A 21,427-nucleotide genomic window follows, 5' to 3' on the forward strand; every position below is an offset into this window, starting at 1 on the left:
GCTTGTTTTGTTTTGAACAGGCTAACCCTGAACTCCATTGATCGATGGCCGAATAAGATAGTAGCCAACATAGTCACCAAACCGGTTTATACTCTCCAGGAGTCAGGAATCTTCTTTGAGGTTTAATATACCGTTTCAGCTCTACCATGAGGAGTCTTTGAAGGGATTTTGTCTGAACCTGGCCGGCGATATCGGCAGGGAAAGGGAAAACTCCGATGTCGTTGAACTTCACGCGGTACCGGCCTTCATGTACCAGCTCTTTTTCTTGATTGAAAACCTTTGCCAACACATGGACGTGCCTGGATTCGTTCCCATCAAGCGCCTCGTCCACTTTTTGCACCTGAAAGCGGAAGCTGTACTCCTCCTTCATGCCCATTCCTCCTATCAGATCGGCTTTTATCTATGATTGCACATCGGGCACGTTTATGGCAATCTAGTACTATTATGATTTTATGGATTGCACAACTGGAGGCGGAAAAGAGTGAAAATTGACGTAACGAAGTGTCATGGATCTGGAAATGATTTTCTATTGTTGGATGAAGTCGGGAAGGCTTACGATTTTACCGATGAGGATCGAAGGGCTTTGACCCTCACCCTTTGCAACCGTGAAACAGGCCCGGGAGCGGATGGGATCTTATTTGTCCTTGAAAGCGACAGATGTGACGCCATGATGAGAGTCTTCAATTCCGATGGATCTGAAGCATCGATGTGTGGGAATGGCCTACGCTGTGTCGGCCGTTATGTGTGTGAAAAGATCGGGAAGGACGACATCATGGTGGAAACGTTGAAAGCAGATCTCCACGTATCCAAAGAGGAAGACCTTTATGATGGGATCCCCACGTACAATGTCGAGATTTCCCCGGTCCTTTTTGATTTATCGTCCCTTCCGATGAATGGGCACGGGGAGAAGCTGATTGACGAAAAAGTGGAAGGTCTTCCGACTGAGAGGGCTTTCACTGCACTGGCCGTCCCCAACCCCCATTTGATTGCCGTGGTCGACCGGGATGTGCTCTCGGGAGATGAACAAAAGAACATATCGGAATACCTTAACGGATCGAATCCGATCTGCCCGGATGGAGTGAATGTAAGCTATGTGACCATCATGGATAAGGGGGCAATCTTTGTCAGGACCTATGAGCGGGGCGTTGGATTCACCAATGCATGTGGCACTGCGATGTCCGCTTCCACCCTCGTTACATGCCTTCTCGGATATAACGAAAAAGGAGTTGCGGTGGACGTATATAATCCCGGTGGCAAAGTAAGGGTCGTCGTCAATGAACGCACCGATGGCTCGTATTTCATGGAGCTGATCGGAAATGCTACATATGTGTACCAAGCGACCATACAGTGGGATCCTGCGTTCCCGAACCGCTATGATTGGGAAGCGAAGAAGGAGCTTGATGAGCATGTTGCGTATCGTCAGTTGGAGGAGCATGCCGCGTCACTTGTGAAAGAAAAGGTTTTCCTTTAATCAGATAAAAACCGGCAGCCGTTCGAAACATGAGCGGCTGCCGTTTTTTTTTGGATCATCCATTTGATTGTAAAAAGGTCATCACTTCTTTGAAAGGTTGTTGTTCCCCCGCCTTGTAGTAGTCGAAAAACGGACAGCCGATCTCCCTGAAGCGATTCACGACGGCTTCCATCGTGAAACGGGAGGGGTCAAGGTCAAGATCCACTTCCTCCCAAAGGAGCGGGGTTGAAACGAGACCTTCATTATTCCCCCTGACCGAATAGGGGGCTACAAGCGTCTTGCCTGGTCCATGTTGGACATAGTCGATATAAAGTCGTCCTTTTCGTTCTTTTTTCAATCGTTCCACCGTGAACTCTTCAGGGTGGGTTGAAACGAGGTAGCGGGCGATGAATTCGGTGAAGAGCCGGGTATCATCCCAAGTATATCCCCTTGGGATCGGGATATGGAGCTGGAGCCCTTTATTCCCTGAAGTTTTGACGAAGCTCCGCAGGTGGAGGCGATCGAGGATATCTTTCAGAATCAGGGCAGCCTTGACGGCAAGGGGGAATGCCGACCGATCAGGCGGGTCAAGATCGAAGGCGACTTCGAACACATCCTCCCTTCCCTGGAGCTGAAAAGGGACGTGTAGCTCGAGGGCCAGTTGATTCCCAAGCCACATCAACGTATCGATCGTATGGCATAGAGTATAATCGATGGAATCCTCCCTGACGGTTTCCACAAAATCCGGTGCATGTTCTGGCGTGTTCTTTTGGAAAAAAGATTCCCCGAAGATGCCGTGGGGATAACGGATGCAGGTGAGGGCCCGTCCACGTATAAATGGAAGGATGGCGCCTGATACCTTTCGCAAATAATGCAGGTATTCAAGCTTTGATATGCCTTCGAAAATCGGTTTTTCAGGGTGGGTGACGGATACGCTCCCTGGAAGACTCAGTTCATCGACCCTGAAGCGCTCCTCGGAACAGGTTTGGGGTGCTTCGGAAAAGAGGAACCGACTGAAATGCGGCTCGCGAAGCCCATCATCGTATCGTTCAAGATAATGAAGTTCTACGGTGATGGCAGGCGAGATGGAAAAGAATGTGCCGTCTTTACCGGTATGATTCTCCTGGATAATCTGTTTGAGGGACCTCTTTTCCCCTGGGCTCAAACCGAAGTGGAAGGCTCCAAGGGAGATGATCTCGTCCCCTCTATAAACGCCTACATAAAAATAATCGTTGCGGGATTCCCAACCTGTGATGAAGCAAGAACAGGTTTTCCAGTTTTTCACCTTGAGCCAGTTGCTGCTTCGGACGCCTTCTTCCCAGGTTCCGTACTTCTTTTTGAAGACAAGGCCCTCACCCTCCTGATCGTACACTTCTTTGAAAAGCAAGTGGTGATCCCGCGTACATGGGATCATTTGCAGGAGATCCCGATGGTGGGGGGAAGGGGATGTGGGAAGACCTGCCCGACAGAATAACGCAAGAAGGATCTCCTTTCGTTTTTCGTAGGGAAGATCCTTTGTTTCTTTTGATCCGGAGCGAAGCAGGTCGAAGCATAGGAAAACGGCAGGTCTGATCGAACTTGTCCGGTGTATGCTCCTTTGATTCTTCATACGGCCCCTTACCTGGAGGGCTCTGAATTCCGACGACAGGGCCGTTCGGAGAAGGACGATCTCCCCGTCGAGCATGAGGGGAACCGGGAGCCTACCGTCCTCGATCAGTTCTTTGATGTACTTTTCAATTTCAGGGAATTGTGGCAACAGGTTGGTCCCATTCCGGCTTATGAGCTTCATCCTTTCGCGTGTTTCAATCTGGAGGATTCCCCGGAACCCGTCATACTTCACTTCGGAGAGCCACATATCCCCTTCCGGTGGATCCGTCGTCAGTGTTGGCAGCATGGGCTTCATCAGCTATCATCCTTCCTTGTTCGGCTCTTCGTTTAAACGTCCCCGGTAGTATGCCCTGTTTACTCATTTCCAATAGTTCAGGGGGATGAACGAATGGAAGGGGAGAAAGCTAATGAAAATAGGATTAGTTTGACTTTAGGAGGGTATTGAAATGCATACAATCTGGAAGGGATCGATCAGCTTCGGCCTCGTGAACATCCCCATCAAGCTTCATTCTGCAACAGAAGACCGTGACATCAAGCTCCGCTCTCTTCATAAAGAGTGCCATACACCGATCAAATATGAGAAGGTGTGCCCGGTATGTGACAAGTCGGTTGGTCAAGGGGAAATTGTCAAAGGCTACGAGCTGACGAAAGGCAAATTTGTTGTACTCGAGGAGGAGGAGCTTGGAGGTCTGAAAGAAGGGAACGAAGAGCGTGCCGTGTCGATCCAGGATTTCATCCGGATGGACGAGATTGATCCGATCTTTTACGACCGTACGTATTATGTATCTCCGGAAGACGGAGGGAAGAAAGCCTATTCACTCCTTCGAAAGGCGTTATCCGAGTCAGGAAAGGTGGGCATTGCCAAATTCATCATGCGGTCCAAGGAACATCTCTGTGTCATCAGGGTGTATGATAAGACCCTTGTCATGGAAACGATTCATTATCCGGATGAGGTCCGACCTTCATCCGATGTCCCGAATGTACCAGCTGAGGATGATATTACGTCAAAAGAATTGGAAACGGCGACACTGCTCATCGATCAGTTGACGGCGGAATTCAACCCGGAGAACTATAAAGATGAATACCGGGAGCGGTTAATGGCATTGATCGAAGGCAAGCAGACAGGTAAGGAAGTCGTCACTCCGGCTGAAAGAGCTCCTCGGGACAATGTAACGGATCTCATGGCTGCCCTTCAGGCATCCATCGATACGTCAAAGCCTCAGCCAACATCACAACCAAAGAAAAAGACGACAAAAAAGAAAGCGAAAGCATGAAGTGAGGGAGAAACATGGAAGGAAGAGATAAAAAGACGTGGGCTGCCTTGATCCTTGGGGTCGCCTTCCTCGTCTTATTCACATGGGGATTCATCTCCATCGTCGATGAATTGAGGGAAAATGAAGTCGAATCATTTGATAAGGCAGTGATCGATTTTGTACAAGGATTCATTTCACCCAAGTTGACGACCATCATGACGTCCATCACCTTTTTGGGCGGGGTGATGGGGATTGCGATGGGTACCATCATAAGCATCGTGATCCTTCTTTTCCTGAAGAAGGTTCCGCTGGCTGTCTTCATGGCGATCACGGTGGGAATCGGAGGGGCCTTCAACTCGCTCCTGAAATCCCTGTTCAAGCGGGATCGTCCCGATTTCCACGTGTTGATCGAGCAGGGGGGGTACAGCTTCCCGAGCGGCCATTCAATGGGCTCATTCATCTTTTACGGAGCAATTGCATTCATGCTCTACCGGGCATTCGACCGACATCTATATAAATGGATCTCCATTGTTATCGCAGTCGGTCTCATCCTGGTGATCGGGACGAGCAGGGTCTATCTTGGCGTCCACTATCCAAGCGATATCGTCGGAGGATATACCGCCGGAGGGGCATGGCTCATCGTGAGCATCCTGGCCTACAGCTATATGGCGAGGCGCTACAAATGGTGGAATAAAGACGAAAAAAAAGCTTGAAACCTTATCGAAGGTGACATATAATGATGATATTGAAAATCATTCTCATTTAAAGAGTTCCCCCTCTGATAAACGAGAATACCCCCCGGAAGAACAGGTCCCGCATAGGCCTGTTCTTCTTTTCGTGGGTGATCCTGCATAAGGCAATGTGATTGCATTTATCCACTAGCTGTCGTAAATTGTATAAGGATGTTGTTTAAGGAGGATTGATCATGAAGCATCATGATGATAAACGATTCCGCATTGCCAATCAGGAAGCCCTCATCGGGGTTGCACTGGTCCTGATCAATTTCCTGTGGTGGTACGGATTCGCTTACGGACTTGGCGGTCAGCCAGTCTCCGATTATACGTGGATCTTCGGGATGCCTGCCTGGTTCGTATACAGCTGTATCGGCGGTTTTATCCTGATGGTAGTGCTTGTGGCCTTCGTGGTGAAATATCTGCTGACGGATATACCGTTTGATGAGGAGGAAGATCGTGAGTAATATCGCTCTTATACCCTTTATACTATTCCTCATCATCATTTTTGCAGTTGGGATGTATACGGCCAGAAGCGTGAACAAGGCCGATTCTTTTGTTCAGGAATATTTTCTCGGAAGCCGCCAAATGGGAGGCTTCATTTTAGCCATGTCCATGATGGCCACTTACGGAAGTGCCAGTACATTCATCGGCGGACCTGGTGCTGCCTATACATATGGTCTCTCATGGGTGCTGCTCGCCATGAGCCAGGTCGTGACGGGGTATTTTGTCCTTTTGGTGCTCGGGAAGAAATTTGCCATCATGTCCAGGAAGTACAACGCCGTCACTCTTATCGATTATCTTCAGGGCCGCTACGGAAGTAAGTCGATCACCATTTTTGCCTCCATCAGCATCATCGTGTTCCTGTTTTCGGCGATGATTGCTCAATGGGTTGGAGGTGCGCGCCTGATTGAATCTCTGACGGGACTGTCTTACCGTACCGCACTTGTCTTCTTTGCCGTTTCGGTGCTGGTGTATGTGATTGTCGGAGGCTTCAGGGCCGTTGCCGTGACCGATGCGATTCAGGGTCTCGTCATGATGGCCGGCACCTTGATCCTGTTGATTGCCATCGTGCATGCTGGTGGAGGCATGGAAGCGATCATGAACGATTTGAAACGCATCGATCCCGGCCTCGTGACGCCTAATGGACCCGATCGCCAGTTCAGCTCTGCATACATTTCGTCCTTCTGGATCCTCGTTGGGGTCGGAGTCGTAGGCCTACCGCAAGTCGCTGTCAGGGCCATGGGATACAAGGATTCCAGAAGCATGCATCGTGCCCTCATCATCGGGACGATCGTTGTCGGGATCGTCATGCTCGGAATGCATCTTTCAGGAGTACTGGGAAGATCTGTCCTGCCGGGAATTGAAGATGCTGATAAGGTGATGCCGACCCTGACACTTGAAGTCCTGCCGCCTTGGGTATCAGGCATTGTCCTTGCGGCACCGATGGCAGCCATCATGTCGACGGTCGATGCCCTGTTGTTGATGGTTTCGTCTGCCCTCGTGAAGGATGTGTACATGAATTTCATCAACAAGGATGCACAAGAGAAGCAGATCAGGAGAGTCAGTTTATGGGTGACGGCCCTGACGGGGGTCCTTGTCTTTTTCCTTTCCCTGAGTCCACCTGATCTGATCATCTGGTTGAATCTATTTTCGTTCGGTGGATTGGAGGCTGTTTTCATCTGGCCGATCGTCCTCGGACTCTATTGGAGAAGGGGGAACGGAAAAGGGGCCCTTGCATCCATGGTTACGGGACTGGTTTCGTACGTTCTTTTTTATCATTTCATTCCGAACTTCATGGATGTGAATACCGTGGTATTTCCGATCCTGATTTCGCTGGTGGTATACATCATCGTTTCACTGGTTACGAAAGATCAATACAAAGAAGGATGGGCTTAGCCCATCCTTCTTTGTATAGGTGGCGGAAAGTGGGGTAGAGTGAAGATAATGAAGCCGATCAGGCGTGAAGAGGTGGGAGCATGAAGGAGATCATCATCGTGGGTGGAGGGGTCAGCGGACTTACGGCCGCTGCCCTCCTGAGCAAGAAAGGTGAAGCCGTCACCCTGCTTGAAGGCTCAAGGGAATGGGGAGGATGCGCCGGGAAGTTCCAGCGGGGCAAGCATCTTTTTCCGGTCGGTGCCACCCTCGGTATGGGTTTAGAGGAGGAAGGGATTCATCAGAGGATCTTCAACTATTTACAGGTGGATCCACCTGAGTCACATCTTCTTGATGAGGTGATGTATGTGCACCTGCATGGTCGGAAGCTCGTCTTCCACCGTGATAGGGATAAACATGTAGCCCGACTCAAAAACCAGTTTCCCGGGTGTGCCTCTGATCTGGAACGCTTTTATGCACTTGTGTATAAAATCGCCTCGCGGATCAGGCAGCTGATGGATCCCCTGCCGGCCCTTCCTCCAAAGACTCCCGGGGAGTGGGCAATCCTGGTCAAGAGCCTTCAACCCGGTACATTGGCTCTCCTCCCCTACATCAATCGGACTATGGGTGGGGTTCTGACATCATTCGGTCTGCACCGGCATGGGGATTTTCAGAGATTCATTGATGGTCAACTGATCGACAGTATGCAGACAACTTCTGAAGAATGCTCATTCCTTCTTGGATGCCTCGCCCTTGATATGTATCATCAAGGTGCTTTCTACGTCGATGGCGGCCTGTACCGGATGGCAGAAGAACTGGCAAAATCAGCTGAAATGTCGGGTGCTCTCCTGAAACGCGGGAGAAAAGTGGAGAAAATCAGTAAAGAACAAGATCGCTGGCAGGTAGAAGACCATCGCGGAAACCGATATGAAGGTAGCCACATCATCTTTGCAGCGCCAATCGAAGCGCTCCCGCCATTGCTGGATGAAGAAAGCGGGAACACGATTAAGCGAGTCTTGAACCGCAAAAGGAATTTGACATCATGGGGCACGATGACGGTCTACTTTGTCCTGGATGAAGCGAAGATTCCTGACGGCATGACCCTGTTTCAGCAGATTTGTACAGGAAATGGGATGAGCGAAGGGGAGCATCTCTTCTTATCCCTTTCAAAACGGGGAGATCACCTCCGCTCCCCATCCGGGTTCAGAACTTTGACGGTCTCGACCCACACGGATCTGTCTAGGTGGGAGACGAAAGAAAAGTACGATGCGTATAAGCAGGAGCTGCATGAAAAGATGCTTTCGGTCATCGAAGGGACGTTTTCAGGTTTCAGCAAATCCATCGTGGATCAATATCCCGGCGCCCCGCGTGCATGGGAACGATTCACGGGTCGACCCGACGGCATGGTCGGGGGATATCCGCAGACGACGGAAAACGCCCTCTTCCACAGCATTTCCCACCGTACCCCCCTAGACGGCTTATGGGTGTGTGGGGATTCGGTTTTCCCGGGAGCGGGCACAATTGGTGTGTCAGTGAGTGCGTATCATGTATGCCGTTCCATCACAGGTCTGAAGCTTCCGTGACGGCCTTTTACAAAAAAATCGAAAGAAATGGTTGACTTTTAAAACCAAAGAGCATATCATAATAATCAATCAAATGAGCGAATGGCTGTGACGAAGAGGAGTACCTTCGATGATCCACTCAAGAGAGCTAGTGGTTGGTGTGAACTAGCGTGGTGAACGATGGGAATGGACTTCCGAGCCCCCAGACCGAAACGGGTGACCGAGGTAGGCTCTGGCGAATGTCCGATCGTTATCCGGTACACGCATTCAAGCATGAGCTTCGATGCGGTCAAGCGGGCTGTAATTACAGTCAACAAAGGTGGCACCACGGGTATCTCGTCCTTTTCTAATGAAGAGGAATGCGAGATGCCCTTTTTTTGTACAAAAAAATTAAAATAACTACATCGTTGAATAAGAGGAGTACATTCAAGTAAGGCTTTACAGAGAATCAGGGATGGTGAGACCCTGATAAGTCAGCTTGTCTGGAATGGACTTATGAGAGATGGTCTGAACAGTGCAGTAGGATCATACGGATTTCCCACGTTACAGGGATAGGGTATAGGCTGATCAAGCCCGTACCTGAATAAGAGGGGGACACTTGTCCCCAACCAGAGGTGGCAACGCGGTCAGCATCGTCCTCTATGAACAACTGTTCATGGAGGATTTTTTTTGTGGAAAAGAATGGAGGAAGCAGAATGAGAAAGATGAAAGTAAAGGAACTGAACGGGGATATGTTCACCCCGATCTCCTTATTCCAAACGATCAGTGGGAAGAAGAAATTCCTGCTTGAAAGCTCACTCAAAAACGAAGAAACAGGGCGCTATTCATTCGTCGGCAGCGATCCTTTCATGGAGTGCACGGTGAATGGCCAAGAAGTGACCGTGGAAGATGCTGAGGGCAAAAGGCATTTGACCGGCGATCCGATTTCCATCATCGATGCTCTTGTTCCTACGGGAGAATCAGGGGAAAGCCGCTTCCCATTCATGGGGGGTGGGATCGGTTATCTTGGTTACGATGTGATCAGACAGATGGAGCAGATCGGCATCACACCCCATGATCAATTGCACATGCCGGATATCCACCTGATGTTTTATGAAAAGGTCATCGTCTTCGATCATGTCGAGCAGAAGGTATTCATCGTCGTCAGCTCAGAGAGAACTGAAGACCTTGATGACCGGATAATGGCTGTGGAATCCGAGATGCGGATGATTCATCTTGATCCCCGCAAAGAAAGAATCGAGAAGCTTTCTTTTCAGGCGCAACTAAGCAAAGAGGAATTCATGTTGAAGGTGGAGAAGGCGAAAGAATCGATCTTGAAAGGTGATGTTTTCCAGGTGGTCCTTTCACAGCGGCTCCAGGCGCATTTTAACGGAGATGCATTTTCCTTTTACAGGAGCCTCCGCAAATCCAATCCTTCGCCCTATATGTTTTTCATAGATTTTGAAGAATATGTGGTGTTAGGGGCTTCCCCTGAGAGTCTGATCAGAGTGAAGGGATCCGAGGTGACCACCAATCCTATCGCGGGGACGAGAAAGCGCGGGAATACGGTGGAGGAAGACCGCAGGCTCGAAACAGAGCTCCTGGGCGATGAGAAAGAGATTGCAGAACATCGCATGCTCGTCGATCTTGGCCGGAACGATCTTGGGAGGATCTGTGACCCTGGTACAATCCGGTTGAGTAAATACATGCTGGTCGAACGATACAAATATGTGATGCATATCGTTTCAGAAGTGAAAGGTAGGTTGAAGGAAGGGATATCCCCCCTTCAGTCACTGGCTGCCTGCTTGCCGGCGGGGACGGTGAGCGGTGCACCGAAGATCCGGGCCATGCAGATCATCAACGATTTGGAACCGGTCAAAAGGGGCGTCTACTCCGGAGCGGTCGGCTACATGAGTTTCACAGGCGATCTTGACTTTGCCCTGGCGATCAGGACGATGGTCGTCAAGGATCAGATGGCCTTTGTTCAGGCAGGGGCGGGTATTGTATTCGATTCAGATCCCGCCAGTGAATTCGAGGAAACGATGAATAAAGCCAAATCCCTGTTGGAGGTATCGGAATGATCCTGTTGATCGATAATTACGATTCATTTACCTATAATCTGTATCAATACTTGACTGAGCTTGGGGAGGAGGTCATGGTGAAACGGAATGACCGCACTAGCCTCGACGAGATCCGGGAGCTTGAACCGGATGCCATCATTCTCTCCCCTGGACCCGGAAGGCCGGAAGATGCGGGTCTGTGCATCAGCATTATCCAGAATCTTCACGCTAGTCTGCCGATACTGGGTGTCTGCCTCGGTCATCAGGCCATCGCAGCTGCCTTTGGTGCAGAAATCGAAAGGGCCAGAGACATCAAGCACGGAAAGACGTCGATGATCCGCCATACGGGGGGAGGCCTGTTCCATTATCTGCCTCAGCCCCTGGAGGTGATGAGGTACCACTCGCTTGTGGTGAAAAGGGAAACCCTTCCCCCTCAGTTTGAAACGCTGGCCGTCGCCATGGATGATGGGGAAATCATGGCAATCAAGCATAGCGGTTATCCGCTTTACGGCCTGCAATTCCATCCCGAATCGATCGGGACGCTTTCAGGAAAGGACATATTGAAGCACTTCATAGACGAGATGAGAAAGGGGAATCACCGTGAAACACGTACTGAACAAATTATCTGACGGTCATTCACTAGGAAGAGAAGAGATGAGGGAAGCAGTAAGGGAAATGCTTCAAGAAGGAACAACGGAAAGCGAGATTGCCTGCTTTTTGACCCTGTTGAGAATCAAAGGAGAAACCGTGGATGAAATCACGGCCCTTGTTGAAGTCCTGAGGGAACAGGCGATGCCCGTCCGAAAACTCGAGCAGGGAGTCATGGATAACTGCGGGACAGGAGGGGACCGGTCACAAAGTTTCAACATCAGCACCACCAGCGCATTCGTATTGGCAGGAGCTGGTGTGAAGGTCGCAAAGCACGGTAATCGGAGCATCACCAGCCGAACGGGAAGTGCAGATGTACTGGAGGGACTGGGTGTGGCCCTTGATTTCGACGGAGAAGAGATTGAAGAGCTACTGAACCGTAACAATATCGCATTTTTATATGCACCGTTTGTTCATAAAAGCCTGAAGAAAGTCATGAAGGTAAGGAGGGAGATGAAGATTCCCACCATCTTCAACCTCATCGGTCCCCTGACCAATCCCGTGCAATTGGATACGCAGCTGGTCGGGGTCTTCAGGAGAGATAAGCTTGAAACGATGGCAGAAGTGCTGAGGGAGCTCGGTCGCAAAAGAGCCGTTGTCCTGAACGGCGCAGGTCAAATGGATGAAGCATCACTCGCAGGAGAGAACCATTTGACCATTCTTGAGGATGATCGCATTTCATCCGTGATCCTGAAAGCGGAGGATGTGGGTCTGAACTCGTATGGAAATGAGGAAATCAACGGAGGAAGTGCGGGTGAAAATGCCGCCATTCTCATGAATGTACTGGAGGGGCGGGAAGGGGCACATCTTGACACCGTGCTCTTCAATTCAGGCATAGGGCTTTATGCTAGCGGCAAGGCAGGAACCATCTCTGAGGGCGTACATCTTGCCAGGGAAAGCATCCGGAGCGGAAACGCCTTGAATGCTCTCCAATCCATGATCCACTATAGCGCAAATCGCAGAAAGAAGGTCATCCCATCATGACAACCATATTGGAAACGATCATCAAGAAGAAGAAGGAAGAAGTCGCAAAGCTGAAGACGGAAGGATTCAAGAGACACCATCTCGGTTCCCAAAAGAAGCCATTCCGTTCTTCCCTGCAGGAGGAGCACCTCCATATCATCGCCGAGATCAAACGGGCGTCCCCGTCAAAGGGGGATATCAGAATGGATGTCGACCCCGTGGATCAGGCAAAGAGCTATGAACAGGCAGGAGCTGCGGCCATATCGGTCTTGACCGACGCATCATTCTTCAAAGGGAGCTATGATGATCTAGCCGAGGTGAGCGTGAAGGTTTCGGTACCCGTCCTGTGCAAGGATTTCATGATCGATGAGCTTCAGATCGATCAAGCGGAAGATGCAGGAGCATCCATCATTCTTCTGATTGCTGCCGCCCTGGATGATGAACGGATGAAAGATTTATATGATTATGCAAGGGGAAAGGGTCTTGAAGTACTGGTGGAAGTACACGATGAAGGCGAAATGCGGAGGGCACTGGCTCTCGGGGCAAGCGTGATCGGTATCAACAACCGAAACCTTAAGACATTCGAAGTGGACATCCATAAGACGGGAGCGCTGAGTTCTCTTGTAAAAGGCAGGGACGTGAAGCTGATCAGCGAGAGTGGGATCAAGACGATTCAAGATTGCAAGACGGTGGCAGAAGACGGAGCCGATGCCATTCTGATCGGAGAGACCCTCATGCGCAGCGAGGATCCTGCCGGACTTGTTGCTTCCTTTCAGGTAAAGAAGGTGACGGAATGACAAAGGTCAAGATATGCGGGGTGAGAACACTAGAGGAAGCACAATGGGCGGTGGAAGCCGGAGCCGATGCTGTCGGATTTGTGTTTGCGGAAAGCAAAAGGAGGATTTCGGTACCGGAAGCGGCGGTCATCAGCTCTGAACTGCAGGACCACGTGATGAAAATCGGAGTTTTCGTCAATGAATCCAAGCAAACCCTTGAATCCATCTTTGAAGAAGCGGGGCTTGACTATGTTCAGCTCCATGGAGATGAAACACCTGAATTTTGCCTCACACTTTCCATACCGTATATCAAAGCTGTCTCGATCAAAGAGGAATCAGATGTGAAACGGGTGGGGCTTTATCCTGAAGGCCCCGTTCTTGTAGACAGTGGAAAGGGACCTCATCGTGGTGGCAACGGGACCACATTCCAGTGGGATTACCTGAAGGGGATCGAGAGGTCAGGGCATCGGATCATCCTTGCTGGAGGATTGAATGTATCCAATATAGGTGAAGCCATCCGGGAAGTCCGTCCGGAGATGGTAGATTTATCGAGCGGAGTAGAAACGGACGGAAGAAAAGACCGGGAAAAAATCTTCGAGCTCATGAAAACAGTCAAACAATTGGAGGGAATACAATGATATATGCACAGCCCGATCAACGAGGACTATTTGGACCATATGGGGGGAAATTCGTCCCTGAAACGCTCATGAAGGCGGTGAATGAACTCGAATCCGCCTACGAAGAAGCGATGGTGGATCCATCCTTCCAGGAAGAACTCCAGCTCTATCTGAAAGACTATGTGGGACGGGAAAATCCCCTCTATCATGCCAGGAATCTATCAGACAAAGTCGGTGGAGCGAAAATCTATCTGAAACGAGAAGATCTGAATCATACAGGTGCCCACAAAATCAATAATACGATCGGTCAGGCCCTCCTTGCCGTCAGGATGGGAAAAAAGAAAGTCGTCGCAGAAACAGGTGCCGGCCAGCATGGCGTGGCTACGGCAACGGTATGTGCCCTTCTGAATCTGGAATGCGTCATTTTCATGGGGGAAGAAGATATCAGAAGGCAGAAGCTCAATGTATTCAGGATGGAGCTACTCGGTGCCCAAGTGGTGGGGGTGAAACAGGGAAGCGCAACCCTGAAGGATGCCGTGAATGAAGCCCTTCGCTACTGGGTCTCCCATGTGGATGACACCCATTACATCATGGGGTCTGTCCTTGGACCGCACCCGTTCCCGAAAATGGTCAGGAACTTCCAGAGCGTCATCGGAAATGAAACGAAGAGACAGTTCTTCCTGAAAGAAAACAGGCTGCCCGATGCGATTGTCGCCTGCGTGGGCGGAGGTAGCAATGCCATGGGCATGTTCCACCCGTTTGTCGGGGACGATGTTGCATTATACGGGGTGGAAGCTGCAGGGGCAGGTGTTGAAACGGATAAGCATGCAGCCACTCTGACGAAGGGATCTGTGGGGATCCTGCACGGAAGCATGATGTATCTGCTCCAAGATGATAGCGGCCAGATCCAAGAAGCCCATTCGGTTTCAGCGGGACTTGATTACCCGGGGGTCGGTCCAGAACATAGCTTTTTGAAAGATCAAGGACGCGTGACCTATGCGGCGGTGACAGACGGTGAGGCACTGGATGCATTTCAGCTTCTGTGCAAGACCGAAGGAATCATCCCGGCACTGGAAAGCTCCCATGCCGTTGCTTATGCTGTGGAGCTTGCGAAGGGGATGAAGCCGGAAGAATCCATCGTCATCTGCCTATCGGGCCGTGGAGATAAAGATGTGAATCAAGTACAAGACATGCTGGGAGGTAGTCAACATGGGTAAGGAGTTTTTGGAAAAGGCATTGAAAACCGAACTCGAGCTCGAAAATAAGGTGTTCATCCCCTATATCATGGCCGGTGATGGAGGGCTTGATGAACTTATCCCCACGCTACGACGGTTGGAGGCGCATGGGGCGACAGCCATTGAGCTTGGGATCCCGTTTTCAGATCCCGTTGCCGATGGCCCAACGATCCAGGAAGCTGGTAAGCGGGCCTTGAAGCACGGGACGACACTCGCCGACGTACTGGATGTCCTGAAGGGAAATCGTCATGAAGTCACGATCCCATTGGTATTCATGACGTATATCAATCCGATTTTCCGCTATGGTGTCTCCCGCTTCTTCCATGATTGCCGGGAAGCGGGAGTGGACGGACTCATCATCCCCGATCTCCCCCTCGAGCATCTTGACCTGATTGAAGCGGATGCCGTGGAGCATGGAATCGCCATTATCCAGCTGGCCACCCTGACAAGCAGTGAAGAACGCGTCAAGGAGCTTGCAAGAAGATCGGAGGGCTTCCTTTATGCCGTAACGGTCAAAGGAATCACCGGGGCACGGAAGGAATTCGATGACGTCATCAGCAGACACCTCAATCTACTGAAGGAACACAGCCCTGTCCCGGTCCTCGCAGGCTTCGGGATCTCGAGCCCTGAGCATGTGAAAACCATGTCGCAGAGCTGTGACGGAGTGGTGGTTGGGAGCAGGATCATCGATCTCCTTCAAGCGGGGGATGAGGAAACCATCAAGTCCCTGATCGGTGCATCCAAAGGAGTACGTGCGTAAGAAAAAGTAAACCTGAACGTAGTTCCAGAAATCCAAGCAATCTCCGTCTTGTCCCTAAAGATGGAGCTGCTTGGATTTTTTGTGGAGTGATAAGTAGGAGCGGAAATCACACTCCGATCGATGAATGGATCACCCCTAGAATGGGCAGGTCCATAGCACCGGGCTCAACCTGTTTTTTTGCAGGTAACACAGGCGGTCATGGCAGGGGATCCTTTTTTATAAGCGATCGAAACATCTTTGAAACCGGTTGAACGGACTACAGCAGCAATTTCTTCACCGTACTCTTTCGCTCGTTCATCGCTCGCTTCATCGCCTCTCGGCTGAACTGTGATCAAGAGGATGCCACCTTCATGCAATAGGGAGTGGATCCTCGCGAGGGATTTCTCTTGATCGTTCCAAAGGGGATAGTTGTTGATGGCAAAGATTTTATCATAGGACGTCTCACTGGAGAAATCGCCTATATCTCCAGTCCAGAGGCGTACCCGGCCTTCGCGGATCGCTTTCTCATTCTTCTTCTTTGCCGTTTCCTCCATCGTTTCTGAGATGTCGATTCCGTCGACGACCGCATGTGGGTATGAAGCAGCGATCCTATCGATGCAAGAACCCGTCCCGTATCCGATTTCAAGCACCTTGTCCCCGTTTTGAATGCCGAGCCGCTTCAAGCTCCAATGATGGATCCTGCGATTATCGAACTCCATGATTTTTCCTGCCAACCAACCCAACGGTCCGGATGGTTCTTTGAATTGTTTCTGCAATACGCTCAAGGCGGAACACTCCTTCCTTGTTTTTCTTTCTCTTTCCACAACGGTGCAGAAATAAACCTCTTGCCTTTTTTGAAAAAAGTGGCATACTATACTTAATCGCGACGATGAGAAGAGTACGGATCAATTCGGTCTTGAAAGAGAGCCCCGGCAGCTGAAAAGGGGCAGGCACAGACTGGTCCCGAAGATGGTCTCGGAGCGTTCCATTCGAAACCTTTGGAGTAGGGTGGGACGGGGCAGGCACCCGTTATCACACGCCGGAGTATAAGGGCTAGATCGGCTTCGTACTCATGAAGGCAGGATTTGCGCGAGCATCCTGCGAACTAAGGTGGTACCACGAGCATCCCCCTCGTCCTTAGACGTCTTTATGGCGTCAGGACGGGGGTTTTTTTGTTTACAACAAAAGGAGATGATCAGCATGACAGTATTCATTGGAGGAGCATGGCCGTATGCGAATGGTTCCCTGCACCTGGGGCATATTGCAGCCCTGCTGCCGGGAGATATCCTCGCACGCTACTATAGGATGAGAGGGGAAGATGTCCTTTACGTATCCGGGAGTGATTGCAACGGAACGCCCATCGGGATCAGGGCGAGCCAGGAAGGTGTCCCCGTGGAGGAAATCGCCGATCGGTTCCACCGGGAATTCAAGGAAACGTTCGATTCCCTCGGATTCAGCTATGACCTTTATACGCGAACAGACAAGCAGCCCCATCATGAAGCGGTGCAGGAAATCTTTCGGACGCTTCACCGAAATGGGTGGCTGTATGAGAAAGAAGTCGAACAGGCCTATTGTGAAGTGGATCAACGTTTCCTGCCAGACAGATTCGTAGAGGGAATCTGTCCGGTATGCGGTGCAAAGGCAAGGGGAGATCAGTGTGATCATTGTTCGACGGTCCTGGATCCCTTGGATCTCAAGGATCGAACGTGCAAACTATGTCAGACCGAACCGGTGATTAAATCGACGACCCATCTCTATTTTGCCCTCTCGGAATTTCAGGATGCACTTGAGGAATGGGTAAAGGACCATGGGGGGGACTGGCGTGAAAATGCCCTTAATCTGACGCAGAGATATTTAAATGAAGGTCTTCATGACCGGGCCGTGACACGTGACCTTGAAAACGGGGTGGCTGTTCCGATTCAGGGATTTGAAGATAAAAAGGTGTATGTGTGGATCGAGGCGGTGAGCGGATATTATAGTGCCTCCAAGGAATGGGGAGTTGAAACCGGGAAGGACTGGAAACATTTCTGGGAAGAGGACACCCATACATATTACGTCCATGGAAAGGACAATATTCCATTCCACACGATCATCTGGCCGGCTGTCATGAAAGGGATCGGAGTAGAAGCGCTTCCTCATCACGTGGTGTCCAATGAGTATCTGACCCTCGAAAAAAAGAAGTTCTCCACCAGCGGCAATTGGGCCGTGTGGGCGCGCGATCTGTTGGATCGATATGAACCCGATTCCCTGCGATATTTCCTCACGATCAATGCCCCGGAAAAGAGGGATGCGGATTTCTCCTGGAGGGAGTTCATCCATAGCCACAACGGAGAGCTCCTCGGAGCATTCGGTAATCTGGTGCAGCGCACGCTGAAGTTTTATCGTAAAGCGTACGGAGAAAAGGTCGACTTTACTACCGTTGGAAAAGGGTTGCGTGAAGAAGCACAAAGACAATTCGATTTGGCCGGAGGGCGCATCGAAGAGGGTACGACCAGGGAGGCGCTTGATGGAATCTTCACTTACATCAGGGGGATCAATAAACGCTTCGATGAATCGAAACCCTGGGTGGTCGTCAAGGAGGATGAGGATCGCGGGAAAGAACTTCTCACGGAATTCATTTATATCATCACCAACCTGCGTGCCCTCCTGACGCCCTTTCTTCCAGAGAAAGGGGAGGAGCTAGGCAGGCAGCTCGGTTCGGGCAGCGCCATCTGGGGTCCTGTAGGATCTGATGTCCTTCATCTTCAAGAAGGTGGACCGCTGTTTGAGAGGATCGATCCATCTGTCATCGAAGAAGAAGTGGAGAAACTGATTGCGGAAAGCAGCAACCCATGATGAAGGTGGTGATCGTGGCCGATACCCATTTTCCGAAAAAAGGGAGGGATCTGCCCTCCCCTTTGTTGGGAGATCTCAAAACGGCGGATCATATCATCCACGCAGGTGATTTTCAAACGATTGAGCACTATGAGGCGTTCAAAGAATACGGGCAGGTAACAGCTGTGGCGGGGAATGTCGATGATGAGAGCCTCAAGGAAATCCTTCCGGAGAAGACGATCATTACATTGAAGGACCTCCGCATTGGTGTGGTTCATGGAGACGGCACCGGAAAGACGACGGAAAAACGCGCTCGCCATGCCTTTGAACAGGAAGAAGTCGACCTGATCATCTTTGGTCATTCCCATATTCCCTACGTGAGGGTGGATGCTGGAGTGCTTCTGTTCAATCCGGGATCGCCCACCGATAAACGCAAGCTTTCGTATCATTCTCACGGGGTGCTTGAGATTGATGACGTGTGGAGTATAAAGCATATCTTCTATAAATAAATAAATAAATAAACAGCCGGGGCCTCCTACAGGTCCCGGCTGTTTATTTAAAGGGAAAGAGAATAATAGTCCTGATGACTCTGAACAACAAAACCTAAGGACGTGTAGAGTTTTAGTGCATGTTCATTCTTTGCTGCCACATCGAGTCCGATAACGGAGTATTTACCTTCAGCTTCCCTCACCACCCGGCTCAATGCACGTCGACCGATTCCGCGTCCCTGGAGCGCAGGAAACACTGAAAACCAGTAGATGTAGCACTGCCCCCCGTCGCGGGATATCTTCATTTGCCCTGCGACTTCTCCATCAAACAGGATCATGAGGGTATCGTCGATATGAGCCTCATCGAATGATGCGTCCTTAATGCCGAAACATTCCAATCCGAGACGTGTCATCTCCGGTGTATCCTTCCGGGTTGCACCGCGGAGCTGGACTGATTCATCCGGTTCCGGCAGCTCACATGGGACCCACTCCATCTCAAATTCGGTGTTGTCGAAAAGGCCGCCATTCGCTTCAATGAACGCTTTCCCGGCAGGAGAGCGTCCGTGTGAATTGGCAAGCACCTTATCCACCGTATTCTTACTGATTTCTTTCAATGCCCGATTGAAGAGGGATTGGAAGATCCCCCTCCTCCTGAAATCGGGATGTACCATCCCGCAAAGCTCAATGGTGCTCCCAAAAGGGTAGACTCCAAGGAAGCCGGTGAGGCGTCCGTTATCGTAACTCAGGAGATCATAAGACTCATAGGATTCTCTCCTGAGCATGTCGCCGTTCAATTTGATGGTGATGCCGTCATGCGTTTCGCATAGGGATTGAAGGGTGAATATGTCATCGAGTTGATCATGTGTTAGCATGCAGTGGATCTCCATTCTTCCGTAATATGTCTATATTGTATTAGATTAGCAGAGCGACGTCTGTCCGGCAATACCCATCTGATAAGAAATCCTTATGAGCAGTCATCATGGATTTGATCGGTTCTGGCCTACCCTATCAGGTATAATGAAAATGAGAAAAGGAGAGTGATGGCGATGATCGCAGGGATTCATCATGCACAAATTACGATTCCTTCAGGGAAGGAAGAAGAAGCGAGGGCTTTTTACTGTGGCTTGCTTGGACTGGAGGAAATGGATAAGCCGGAGAGTTTGAAAGGGAGGGGCGGCTTCTGGCTCCACACAGGTAACGCAGACCTTCATATCGGAACGGAAGAAGGGGTCGATCGATACCAAACAAAGGCCCACATTGCCTATGAAGTCAACGATGTGAGGTATTGGAAGGAACATTTGGAGAAGCATGGTACCAACATCCTTCAGTCGATTGCCATACCGGGCTATGACCGCTTTGAATGTCGGGATCCCTTTGGCAATCGGGTGGAGATGATACAGGTTCTTTAGCTCTTTTGCTGGTGTTCATAGACATAGGGTGTGTTCGACCTGCTTGGCTCGGAATCAATCACGATTCCCCTGAAGGTGGATTGAATAAAGAAAAGCAGTAGGGATTCCTATTCCTGTGGAACCCTACTGCTTTTTACTGTGGCTTATTCTGTATACGCTCGATCACCTCATGAAGGTCATCCGGTTTCAGGAACTCCAAAGGAGAAAATCCCTGCTCGAACGTCACGGTATCGCTCTCGATCATGAGGACGTAGCGGTCGTTCACTTTTGCAAAATGGAGACGATCACCGAAATCCGACAGCATTGCCTTTACGGCCATATGGTCAAGGCGCATCTTCAGCTCCACTTCAGGTGACTGCTCGACAATCTGCGCTGCGGCTTCGACGACTTGTTCCGGGGTGAATCTTTCCTGCATCTCCCGTTTCGGACTGATGGCCCATTCCTCCACTGCTTCTTCAAATTCCACGCGCTCGTCGCTTGATTCTGCATAGGTTTCGGAGATATGTTCCTTCACCATGCCATACACTTGGGATTTTACGATTTCAGGCATGGATTTCTCGAACTCGACCCATTTGAGGAAGTTTTCGAAGTAGTGGGCATGAGATGCCTGATGAATTTTCAGTTCAGCCGGGTCCATCATCCCGTCTTCCGGCATATACGGATACTGCACCGATTTCATCCCCTTTGTCGTGATGGCCATTTCAACATTGTGAATAAGCGTCGCTTCGTCCGTGATGGTCGCGACCTTCGGTTCAAAATCACATTTCATGATGAAGACAAAAGGATCATCGAAGAATTTCGTCAGCTTTGCAGTGGCAACGATCACGGCCCCTCCACGGATTGCGCTCGTTTCGAGGTACATCTGCACGATTTGATCGGTCGCCTCTCGGAAGGTGTCGCTGTCTTCTGCGAACCGGGTCTTATGGAAGAGGTTGTAGTTGGGATTCGCTGTCAGCTCATGACCGGGTTCAACGATGAACCGTCCGATTTTGGTTGGTGCATTTTCGGATTTTGCATGACGGTCCACCTTCCGTTTAGTGATCTTTGTGAGCTCCCCGTCTAAAAATGTTTTAAGGGGGCTTTCTTCATAGGTAGCAGTCGTAAGGGTCTGGAAGTGTTTTTGGCGCTTGTCTGCTTCTTCACCCTTTCCATCGACAGAAATCAGATAGAATGATAGATATTGTATCGTAAAGTCCATAAGTCCTCTCCTGTCATCATTT

General features: G+C 50.3%; 21 protein-coding genes and 3 other annotated features. Of the genes, 16 read left to right on the top strand and 5 right to left on the bottom strand.

Annotation, left to right across the window (positions count from 1 at the left end; all coding sequences use genetic code 11):
• Nucleotides 1-73: 73 nt before the first annotated feature.
• Nucleotides 74-370 carry a hypothetical protein gene (locus tag AF331_RS03950; RefSeq protein ID WP_053426851.1) on the bottom strand — a complete coding sequence of 99 codons (297 nt, stop codon included), beginning with the start codon at nt 368-370 and terminating at the stop codon, nt 74-76.
• A 111-nt stretch (nt 371-481) separates the two neighbouring features.
• Here AF331_RS03950 and dapF point away from each other — a divergent pair, with 111 nt between their 5' ends.
• On the top strand, nt 482-1,471 hold the full coding sequence (gene dapF / locus AF331_RS03955) for a diaminopimelate epimerase (protein WP_053426852.1): 990 nt from the start codon (nt 482-484) through the stop codon (nt 1,469-1,471).
• Nucleotides 1,472-1,526: 55 nt separating this feature from the next.
• Here dapF and ligD read toward each other — a convergent pair whose 3' ends face one another.
• Nucleotides 1,527-3,353, bottom strand: coding sequence for a DNA ligase D (gene ligD / locus AF331_RS03960; protein WP_053426853.1), 1,827 nt, complete (start codon nt 3,351-3,353; stop codon nt 1,527-1,529).
• 151 nt (nt 3,354-3,504) lie between these two features.
• Between ligD and ku the strand changes: the two genes are divergently transcribed.
• The 12 genes from ku (at nt 3,505) to trpA (ending at nt 15,517) form a co-directional block, all read left to right on the top strand.
• A complete protein-coding gene (gene ku, locus AF331_RS03965; RefSeq protein WP_053426854.1) occupies nt 3,505-4,332 on the top strand; it encodes a non-homologous end joining protein Ku in 828 nt (275 codons plus the stop codon).
• A 14-nt stretch (nt 4,333-4,346) separates the two neighbouring features.
• Entirely contained in the window at nt 4,347-5,024 is a 678-nt protein-coding gene (locus AF331_RS03970; protein WP_053426855.1) for a phosphatase PAP2 family protein, read from the top strand.
• A gap of 212 nt (nt 5,025-5,236) precedes the next feature.
• On the top strand, nt 5,237-5,509 hold the full coding sequence (locus AF331_RS03975; RefSeq protein ID WP_053426856.1) for a YhdT family protein: 273 nt from the start codon (nt 5,237-5,239) through the stop codon (nt 5,507-5,509).
• Nucleotides 5,502-6,941, top strand: coding sequence for a sodium/pantothenate symporter (gene panF / locus AF331_RS03980; protein ID WP_053426857.1), 1,440 nt, complete (start codon nt 5,502-5,504; stop codon nt 6,939-6,941). The genes AF331_RS03975 and panF overlap by 8 nt, the downstream gene beginning before the upstream one ends.
• Before the next feature lie 80 nt (nt 6,942-7,021).
• Nucleotides 7,022-8,500 carry an FAD-dependent oxidoreductase gene (locus tag AF331_RS03985; RefSeq protein WP_053426858.1) on the top strand — a complete coding sequence of 493 codons (1,479 nt, stop codon included), beginning with the start codon at nt 7,022-7,024 and terminating at the stop codon, nt 8,498-8,500.
• A 78-nt stretch (nt 8,501-8,578) separates the two neighbouring features.
• Nucleotides 8,579-8,826, top strand: a binding site (T-box leader).
• 51 nt (nt 8,827-8,877) lie between these two features.
• Nucleotides 8,878-9,122, top strand: a binding site (T-box leader).
• A 52-nt stretch (nt 9,123-9,174) separates the two neighbouring features.
• Entirely contained in the window at nt 9,175-10,539 is a 1,365-nt protein-coding gene (gene trpE / locus AF331_RS03990) for an anthranilate synthase component I (RefSeq protein ID WP_053426859.1), read from the top strand.
• The gene (locus tag AF331_RS03995) at nt 10,536-11,147 is read left to right on the top strand and encodes an anthranilate synthase component II (protein WP_053426860.1); all 612 of its coding nucleotides are present in this window, start codon (nt 10,536-10,538) and stop codon (nt 11,145-11,147) included. The genes trpE and AF331_RS03995 overlap by 4 nt, the downstream gene beginning before the upstream one ends.
• Nucleotides 11,119-12,150: an anthranilate phosphoribosyltransferase gene (trpD, locus tag AF331_RS04000; protein WP_053426861.1), complete on the top strand. Its 1,032-nt coding sequence runs from the start codon at nt 11,119-11,121 to the stop codon at nt 12,148-12,150. The genes AF331_RS03995 and trpD overlap by 29 nt, the downstream gene beginning before the upstream one ends.
• Nucleotides 12,147-12,926 carry an indole-3-glycerol phosphate synthase TrpC gene (gene trpC / locus AF331_RS22125; RefSeq protein ID WP_053426862.1) on the top strand — a complete coding sequence of 260 codons (780 nt, stop codon included), beginning with the start codon at nt 12,147-12,149 and terminating at the stop codon, nt 12,924-12,926. Before trpD ends, trpC begins: the two co-directional genes overlap by 4 nt.
• Nucleotides 12,923-13,543, top strand: a complete 621-nt coding sequence (locus AF331_RS22130; protein WP_053426863.1) for a phosphoribosylanthranilate isomerase — start codon at nt 12,923-12,925, stop codon at nt 13,541-13,543. The genes trpC and AF331_RS22130 overlap by 4 nt, the downstream gene beginning before the upstream one ends.
• Nucleotides 13,540-14,739 carry a tryptophan synthase subunit beta gene (trpB, locus tag AF331_RS04015; RefSeq protein WP_053426864.1) on the top strand — a complete coding sequence of 400 codons (1,200 nt, stop codon included), beginning with the start codon at nt 13,540-13,542 and terminating at the stop codon, nt 14,737-14,739. The genes AF331_RS22130 and trpB overlap by 4 nt, the downstream gene beginning before the upstream one ends.
• Nucleotides 14,732-15,517 carry a tryptophan synthase subunit alpha gene (gene trpA, locus AF331_RS04020; protein WP_053426865.1) on the top strand — a complete coding sequence of 262 codons (786 nt, stop codon included), beginning with the start codon at nt 14,732-14,734 and terminating at the stop codon, nt 15,515-15,517. The genes trpB and trpA overlap by 8 nt, the downstream gene beginning before the upstream one ends.
• A gap of 164 nt (nt 15,518-15,681) precedes the next feature.
• Here trpA and AF331_RS04025 read toward each other — a convergent pair whose 3' ends face one another.
• Nucleotides 15,682-16,281 carry an SAM-dependent methyltransferase gene (locus AF331_RS04025; protein ID WP_053426866.1) on the bottom strand — a complete coding sequence of 200 codons (600 nt, stop codon included), beginning with the start codon at nt 16,279-16,281 and terminating at the stop codon, nt 15,682-15,684.
• A gap of 92 nt (nt 16,282-16,373) precedes the next feature.
• Nucleotides 16,374-16,638 (top strand) — a binding site (T-box leader).
• Between the two features lie 58 nt (nt 16,639-16,696).
• On the opposite strand from AF331_RS04025, the gene metG reads away from it, so the two are divergent.
• Complete coding sequence (metG, locus tag AF331_RS04030) at nt 16,697-18,331, top strand: methionine--tRNA ligase (RefSeq protein WP_053426867.1); 1,635 nt, start codon at nt 16,697-16,699, stop codon at nt 18,329-18,331.
• A complete protein-coding gene (locus AF331_RS04035; RefSeq protein ID WP_235576307.1) occupies nt 18,328-18,819 on the top strand; it encodes a metallophosphoesterase family protein in 492 nt (163 codons plus the stop codon). The genes metG and AF331_RS04035 overlap by 4 nt, the downstream gene beginning before the upstream one ends.
• A 47-nt stretch (nt 18,820-18,866) precedes the next feature.
• Here AF331_RS04035 and AF331_RS04040 read toward each other — a convergent pair whose 3' ends face one another.
• A complete protein-coding gene (locus AF331_RS04040) occupies nt 18,867-19,670 on the bottom strand; it encodes a GNAT family N-acetyltransferase (protein ID WP_053426868.1) in 804 nt (267 codons plus the stop codon).
• A gap of 174 nt (nt 19,671-19,844) precedes the next feature.
• Between AF331_RS04040 and AF331_RS04045 the strand changes: the two genes are divergently transcribed.
• Nucleotides 19,845-20,207, top strand: a complete 363-nt coding sequence (locus AF331_RS04045) for a VOC family protein (protein WP_053426869.1) — start codon at nt 19,845-19,847, stop codon at nt 20,205-20,207.
• 133 nt (nt 20,208-20,340) lie between these two features.
• Here the strand turns inward: AF331_RS04045 and AF331_RS04050 are convergent, their stop codons facing one another.
• Nucleotides 20,341-21,405, bottom strand: coding sequence for a DUF3900 domain-containing protein (locus AF331_RS04050; protein ID WP_053426870.1), 1,065 nt, complete (start codon nt 21,403-21,405; stop codon nt 20,341-20,343).
• Nucleotides 21,406-21,427 lie beyond the last annotated feature (22 nt).

The organism is Rossellomorea marisflavi (assembly GCF_001274775.1).
Taxonomy (GTDB): domain Bacteria; phylum Bacillota; class Bacilli; order Bacillales; family Bacillaceae_B; genus Rossellomorea; species Rossellomorea marisflavi.